Raw genomic sequence first — 7,398 nt, 5'->3', positions numbered from 1 at the left:
TTTGATAAAATTTCATTTGATGCGCCTGTTTTTTGCCTTTTTTGTCAGTGTTAATCGGAGCAATCTACGATTTCATAAAACGGATTGTGGCAGATTCGGCGCGATGACTGCATGGGGGCTTAAAGATACTTCCTCACGGCCCGCCAAAGACTTGGGGGGAACCCTGCGGCACACGATACGAACGGTGCTGCGGAGTTATGACAGCCGCGCCAGCGGAGACCTGTTATTATACCGGTCAATAGGCTTGATTATGCCGATTTTTGTAAGGGGTTGAAAGGGATGAAAAGTCAGCAGACTTTAATCAACTAGATTATCACAGGCAGGATGCAATGGGATTGTGTATTTCTGGACGAGGATACACCTTATCTATCGGTGAGGCGGGCATGGCGTACAGAGCATCAAATACACGGTTACCCCAACGCTGGGCATGACCCAGAAAAATCAACCCAAAATCAGATATACGCTGGACTTTGATGTAACCCCGCATCAGCTGCGGCACACTTACATTACCAATCTTCTCTATGCTGGTGTTGATCCAAAGACCGTCCAATACGTTACTGTGAACGAAGTGAACAGTAACCAAAAGTTTGACTTGATTCGAAAAAGTATATTGAGTATATTGCAAACAAAAAATGCATATGATATAATGCCAGTAGGCAAAATGATAAGGTTAAATTCATTTATAACACAGCAAAAGCCCCAGAGTTGCGACCTCTGAGGCTTTTTTATTCCGTTTGGGCAGGGTGGCTTATTCCCCCAGGCTGGCTACCAGCTGCTATTTTCTATCCAACCATTTGCAAATGTAGTAGGCGATTACACTTGCCAAGATAGAAAGCATAAATGATAAGATCATATCCATTTACAACACACCCCCTTTCTGCACCTGTCTAGGGGTGGTAGCTCAACTATTATATCATAGAACAATGTGTACAGAAAGACTATACTTGAAATATATACTGGGATAGTGGTGTGTGAACAGTAACAAATATGTTACAATTAAGTCTGTAATTATTATTAGTCTTTGACATTCCCGCATCTTTTTGATACTATAGAATCAGTAAAAAACTAGCAGACCTCCCATGGGAGAAATCCTATGGGAGGTTTTTGTAACGAGGTGAGGTGTATAATGAAAAAAGAAAACAATTCTGCACATAACCATAACAGAGGAAGCTTTTCCGGAAGGATCGGCTATGTGCTGGCAGTTGCAGGTTCTGCAGTAGGACTGGGAAATATCTGGAGATTTCCGTATCTTGCAGCGAAATATGGAGGCGGAATTTTCCTGCTGATCTATATTCTTCTGACTGCATCATTTGGTTATGTGCTGATCATGTCAGAAACAGCCCTTGGACGAATGACCAGAAAGAGTCCGGTAGGTGCATTTGAGCATTTTGGAAAAACGAAATCCTTCAAAATCGGCGGATGGTTAAATGCAGTGATTCCAATGCTGATCGTTCCTTACTACAGTACGATTGGCGGATGGGTAATTAAGTACCTTGTGGAATATTTCAAAGGAAATGTCCAGGCAGTAGCGGAAGACGGATATTTTGGAAACTTTATTTCCGACTCCTGGCAGGTGGAACTCTGGTTTCTGGTATTTGCGGCGCTTATATTCATCATCATTCTCGGTGGTGTACAGAACGGTGTAGAGAGAATGTCAAAGATCATGATGCCGGTTCTGGTAGTTCTGGCAGTCGTGGTTACAATCTATTCTGTCACACGTCCGGGTGCTGTTGAAGGTGTGAAATATTTCCTGATCCCGAATGTGAAAAATTTCTCCTGGATGACAGTAGTAGCAGCGATGGGACAGATGTTTTATTCTTTGTCCATTGCAATGGGAATCCTGTATACTTACGGTTCCTATGTCCGTAAAGATATGGATATCGAGAGATCTACCACACAGGTTGAGGTTTTCGATACAGGTATCGCAATCCTTGCGGGACTGATGATTATTCCGGCGGTATTTGCATTCTCCGGTGGAAATCCTGAAACACTTCAGGCAGGACCATCTCTGATGTTTATCACATTGCCAAAAGTATTTGCAAGTATGGGATTTGGTACTGCAACAGGAATCGTATTCTTCATACTTGTATTACTTGCAGCTCTGACAAGTGCAGTTTCCCTGATGGAAACCAGTGTTTCCACATTCATGGATGAACTTCACTGGAGCCGTAAGAAATGCTGCGGTCTGATGGTCGTGATCATGATTGTACTTGGAACCGCATCTTCCATGGGATATGGACTTCTGGATTTCATTCGTATCTTTGGAATGAACTTCCTTGATTTCTTCGATTTTATGACAAACTCAGTAATGATGCCGCTGGCAGCACTTGCAACCTGTATTCTGATTCTTCGTGTTGTTGGTATTGATGGAATGGAAAAAGAAATTGAACAGTCTTCTCCATTCCGCAGAAAGAAACTGTACAGAGTATTTATCAAATACTTTGCACCGATTTGCCTGATCATTATTTTGCTGAGTTCTATTGCAAACGTTTTGGGAATTATCAGTATGTAAAAAATATATGACTCTTTTTACAAAGAATGCAGCATGGATCAACTACAAGACAAGAGAAGAAGCAACTGCACAGTTCACCAGAAAGAATGGCTGGTAGGCAAACATGGCAGGAAATCTGCCAATGAATGTGTGAAATGCGGTAAGTGCGAAGAAGTATGTCCGCAGCATATTAAGATCAGAGATGATCTGGAGAAAGTTGCAGCAAAACTTCTTGGAAAATAACATATAATTGTGAGTTGTATTAAGCCTTCTGGATGAATTTCAGGGGGCTTTTACAGATTACAGGTTTGACATTTTCATTCAAGGTGTTAAAATATGTTCTAAATAATTTGTTTTTCAAATGAAATGAGTAAAAATACAATTGACTGTCTTAAATGCATTATTTACGAGGATTGCTATAGGACATTAAGAAAAAGACGAAAGTGAGAAAAACTATGGAGGACAATAAAAGGAAAGGCCTTGGAATGGTTCTGGAAGGTGGAGGTATGCGGGGACTGTATACAGCCGGAGTTCTGGATGAGCTGATGGAGCAGGGGATTTATGCAGATTCTACAGTTGGTGTTTCCGCCGGTGCAATTTTTGGATGTAATTATAAGTCCCGCCAGATTGGACGAACCCTTCGTTATAATACCAGATTCTGCAAGGATAAACGATATATGGGATTGAAAAGCTGGATCACTACCGGCGATCTTTACAGCAAAGATTTTGCATATGGGGAGGTGCCCTGGAAGCTGGATGTTTTTGACACAGAGACATTTGCCAGATCACCCATGAAGTTTACGGTTGTATGTACAGATATTGAAACAGGAAAACCCTGTTATCAGGAATGCAGAATGGGAGACAGGCTGGATGTGGAATGGATGCGCGCATCAGCTTCCCTGCCACTGGCCGCCAGACCGGTAAAGCTGAATGGAAGAATGTATCTGGACGGTGGTATCTCAGATCCGATTCCTGTAAACTGGATGCTTTCACAGGGTTATGAGAAAAATGTGGTAGTATGTACCCGTCATCCGGGATACAGAAAAGAACATAATAAGCTGATGCCGCTGCTCAGACTGAAGTTTAGGGAGTATCCGGAGCTTGTAAAGCTTCTGGATGAACGTCATATTCAGTATAACCGTATGCTGGATAAAATCGCATATCTGGAAAAAGAGGGCAGGATCCATGTTATCCGCCCGGACAGAGACATCAGTGCCAAACCGGTTGAGCGTGATCCCGCCCATTTAAAGGAGATTTATGAGGTGGGACGGAGAGTGATGAAAGCTGATATGGAGAAACTGAAGGCGTATTTGGCAGAGTAATGTTTAGTCTATCAGCAGGTAGCGAATCCGGTGATAGATTTCCATCTGATTGCAATTGACTTTGGGTGAGGAATTATGAACAGCAGCAAGTTATCAGTAAAGCTGTCAGATACAACGAAGTCAGTAAAAACAGACAGGAATAAAAATTGTATAAAACTGGTACATAAACCAATTAAAACAGTACTGATTTATCAGTTGCTGTTTTTTTTTTCGCAAAATAATACTTTTGTTCTATTGCTGTAAACAGCAAATATATCAATGTGTTTTCCTAATCTAAATGCTATAATCCGAAAAAAGTCCCATAGAGAAAATGCTATTAAAGGCTATATAATAAAACCATCAAAAACAAGCGCGCTGATAAAAAACAGGAGGAAATTTTATGAAGAGAAGAGGAATGGCTTTAGGTCTGGCGGCATTAATGACCTGTACTGCTTTATTTACCACAACTGCGAATGCAAAAAACAAGGGCAGTGACGAGAAAGAAACTATAAAATTCACTTACTGGGGAAGTGGAGACGAAAAAAAGGCTATTGAGGAATCTGTAGATAAATTCATGGAAGCAAACCCCAATATTGAAGTGGATCTGATGCATATTCCATCTGAGGATTTCCTGACAAAATTGAATGCTATGATTGCAGCCGGCGAAGCACCGGATGTAAGTTATTCAGCTTCATGGAAATGTCAGATGGGTGAGGATGGCCTGATTTATAACTTCTATGATCTTCTGGATGATATGGGACTTAGTAAAGATGATTATCTGTCTACCTGTTGGTGGAACTGGAGTCCTACAGAATCAGCAGGACCTGTTCAGGCCAATGTTACAACAAACCTGATGTATAATGTAGACTGCTTCGAAGAGGCAGGGGTAGATCTGCCGCCGACTAAGGTAGAGGATGCCTGGTCATGGGATGAATTTGTAGAGATGGCACAAAAACTGACGCTGGATACAGAAGGAAGAAATGCAGCTGATCCGGATTTTGATGCAAATAATATTAAACAGTACGGTGTAATGTTTGGAACAGACTGGAATGTATATATGCCGTTTATTTTATCAGCAGGCGGCGGTTACTTAAATGAGAGTATGGACGGACTTGGATTAAATGATGAGAAGTCAGCTCAGATTTTACAGAATTTTGCAGATCTGATCAATGTGTACCATGTATCTCCTACAGCAGTACAGAAGAATGCAATGCCAAGTGCAGCAACAGCACTGGCTGCAAAACAGACAGCAATGTACATTGACGGAAGCTGGAACCATCTGGATCTTATGAATTCAGGATGCAACTGGGGTGTAGGTGTTCTCCCAATTGATGAAAACTATACTACTTTCTTTGATGGTGGTTCTTTGATTATATTCAAGAGTACAAAGCATCTGGAGGCTTCCGAAAAACTTTATCTGTGGCTTACAAATCCAGAAAGTTCAGAAAGAATCACAGAATTATACAGAACTTTATGGATGCCTGTACAGACAGAATATTATACTGATCCGGATAAGATTGATTTCTGGGCATCTGAAGAATTGCCTGCAAGACCAGAGGGCTTTCAGGACGCTATTGTAAAGGCAACTTATGATCATGCAGTAGTGGCAACCGAAATTAACGTAAAGAATTTTAATGAGATTAATACATTAGTGGGTTCTGCACTGGAACAGGTGTGGTCTGGAAAGAAAACAGCAGAAGAAGCAATGACAGAAGTAAAAAGCCAGACGGATTCTTTGGTAGAAGGAACCTATTCAGGAGAACGTTCTTAAAGTATTCAAGTGAAAGGCTGCTTTTGGCAGCCTTTCCTGATTGAAATAGCTATAATGCCAGAAAGGAATAAATATGCAGACGAAAATAAAGTATAAAGTGACAAATCGCGAGAAAAGAGAAAATCGTTGGGGAATTTTATTCAGTCTTCCCTGTATTCTGGGATTTTTGATTTTTGCATTGCTTCCGATGGCAGTCAGTCTGGGGCTGAGTTTTACAAATTTTAATTTTACAACAGGCGGACAGTTTATAGGAATCAGCAACTATAAAAATCTGTTCAGTGGAAGTGATCCGTATTTTTATAAATCATTACTTGTAACAGTAATTTATGTTGCGCTTTCTGTACCGACAGCTATCATAGTTTCTTTTTTTATAGCAATGCTGTTAAATACAAATGTAAAAGGAAAAGGATTTTTCAGAACAATCTTTTATCTTCCAACTGTAGTTCCGATCGTAGCAATGGCAGCGATCTGGATGTGGATTTTCAATCCGGACATGGGATTGGCAAACAATATTTTAAAGGCAATGCATTTACCGGTAAGCACATGGCTTTCAGGTGAAAGTTCAGTTATTCCCACACTGGTTTTTATTAATCTGTGGACTACCGGATCTACAATGGTAATTTTCCTTGCCGGAATGCAGGATGTACCGAGACAGCTTCTGGAAGCAGTTGAGATTGATGGAGGCGGATTCTGGGCAAAGCTGCTTCATGTTACGATTCCTATGATGACTCCTACAATTTTTTATAATGTGGTAATGGGAATCATCAATGGATTCCAGATATTTACCCAGTCTTATGTTATGACACAGGGTGGACCAAACAATTCCAGTTTGTTCTATGTATACTATCTGTACAGAGAAGCATTTGAGTTTGGAAGAATGGGAAATGCCTGTGCAGTTGCCTGGGTATTGTTTCTGATCATTATGGTGCTGACTGCAGTCATATTTAAGTTTTCCAACCGTTGGGTTTATTATGGAGGAGAATGAATATGAAGAATACAAAGAAAATTATTTCAAAAATTCTAATATATTTTGCGCTGATTTTAGGTGTTTTGTTTTGTCTGGTTCCTTTGTACTGGATGATCAGAAGTTCACTAATGAACACAGTGGAAGTGTTTATGATGCCGCCTCGCTGGATTCCTTCTAAATTTATGTGGGAAAACTATCAGGAAGTTTTTGATACACTTCCCTTTGGAAAATATTTCCTGAATTCATTTATTGTAACCGGAGGATGTGTAGTGGGAACAATGCTTACCAGTTCCATCTGTGCATATGGATTGGCAAGAATTAAATGGAGAGGCAGAAATGTGGTATTTGCCTGCATTATCAGCAGTATGATGCTTCCAGCTGCGGTTACTTTGATTCCTACATTTCTGATGTGGAGAACTATTGGAATAACAGACAGCTTTATTCCACTGATTGTTCCGGCATGGTTTGGAGGCGGTGCATTTTACATATTCCTGCTTCGTCAGTTTTATCTGGGAATCCCGAGGGATTTTGATGAGGCAGCATATCTGGACGGTGCTTCCCATATTCAGATTTTTACAAAAATTATCCTGCCAATTACAAAACCGGCTCTGGCTGTTGTAGGTATGTTTGCGTTTTTAAATTCCTGGAACGATTTCCTGAATCCGCTTGTATATTTAAATTCTGAGAAAAAATATACAGTTGCACTGGGACTTCAGTTGTTTACTGGTTCTTACAGAGGTGAATGGAATTTAATGATGGCAGCAGCCTGCCTGGTGCTTGCACCTGTTGTGGTTGTATTTGCCATTGGTCAGAAGTATCTTATTGAGGGTGTAACAATGTCTGGTGTGAAAGGCTAAGAATAGGAGGA

Annotated in this window: 7 protein-coding genes and 1 pseudogene; all 8 read left to right on the top strand. The window is 40.7% G+C overall.

The annotated features are described in order from the left end of the window. Positions 1-19 precede the first annotated feature (19 nt). The 8 genes and pseudogenes from G4417_RS16780 to G4417_RS12745 all read left to right on the top strand — a co-directional run bounded on the left by G4417_RS16780 (position 20) and on the right by G4417_RS12745 (position 7,387). Positions 20-274 (top strand): hypothetical protein, encoded by a 255-nt coding sequence (locus G4417_RS16780; protein ID WP_207718451.1) that lies wholly within the window; start codon positions 20-22, stop codon positions 272-274. Between the two features lie 50 nt (positions 275-324). Beyond that, positions 325-718 (top strand): annotated as a pseudogene (locus tag G4417_RS17765) (hypothetical protein); the annotation flags it as partial. Positions 719-1,126: 408 nt separating this feature from the next. Beyond that, positions 1,127-2,512: a sodium-dependent transporter gene (locus G4417_RS12770; RefSeq protein WP_055054169.1), complete on the top strand. Its 1,386-nt coding sequence runs from the start codon at positions 1,127-1,129 to the stop codon at positions 2,510-2,512. A gap of 33 nt (positions 2,513-2,545) precedes the next feature. Beyond that, positions 2,546-2,734 (top strand): 4Fe-4S dicluster domain-containing protein, encoded by a 189-nt coding sequence (locus G4417_RS12765; protein WP_173683748.1) that lies wholly within the window; start codon positions 2,546-2,548, stop codon positions 2,732-2,734. Positions 2,735-2,946: 212 nt separating this feature from the next. Continuing rightward, the gene (locus G4417_RS12760; RefSeq protein ID WP_173683747.1) at positions 2,947-3,813 is read left to right on the top strand and encodes a patatin-like phospholipase family protein; all 867 of its coding nucleotides are present in this window, start codon (positions 2,947-2,949) and stop codon (positions 3,811-3,813) included. A 379-nt stretch (positions 3,814-4,192) separates the two neighbouring features. Further along, positions 4,193-5,563, top strand: a complete 1,371-nt coding sequence (locus tag G4417_RS12755) for an ABC transporter substrate-binding protein (protein WP_118569582.1) — start codon at positions 4,193-4,195, stop codon at positions 5,561-5,563. Positions 5,564-5,636: 73 nt separating this feature from the next. Next, positions 5,637-6,548 carry a carbohydrate ABC transporter permease gene (locus G4417_RS12750; protein WP_055060314.1) on the top strand — a complete coding sequence of 304 codons (912 nt, stop codon included), beginning with the start codon at positions 5,637-5,639 and terminating at the stop codon, positions 6,546-6,548. Positions 6,549-6,550: 2 nt separating this feature from the next. Beyond that, complete coding sequence (locus G4417_RS12745; RefSeq protein ID WP_330595352.1) at positions 6,551-7,387, top strand: carbohydrate ABC transporter permease; 837 nt, start codon at positions 6,551-6,553, stop codon at positions 7,385-7,387. Positions 7,388-7,398 lie beyond the last annotated feature (11 nt).

It is taken from the genome of Blautia wexlerae (genome assembly GCF_013300825.1).
Classification (GTDB): Bacteria; Bacillota; Clostridia; order Lachnospirales; family Lachnospiraceae; genus Blautia_A; species Blautia_A wexlerae_B.
This window is presented reverse-complemented; position numbering and strand designations above follow the sequence as displayed.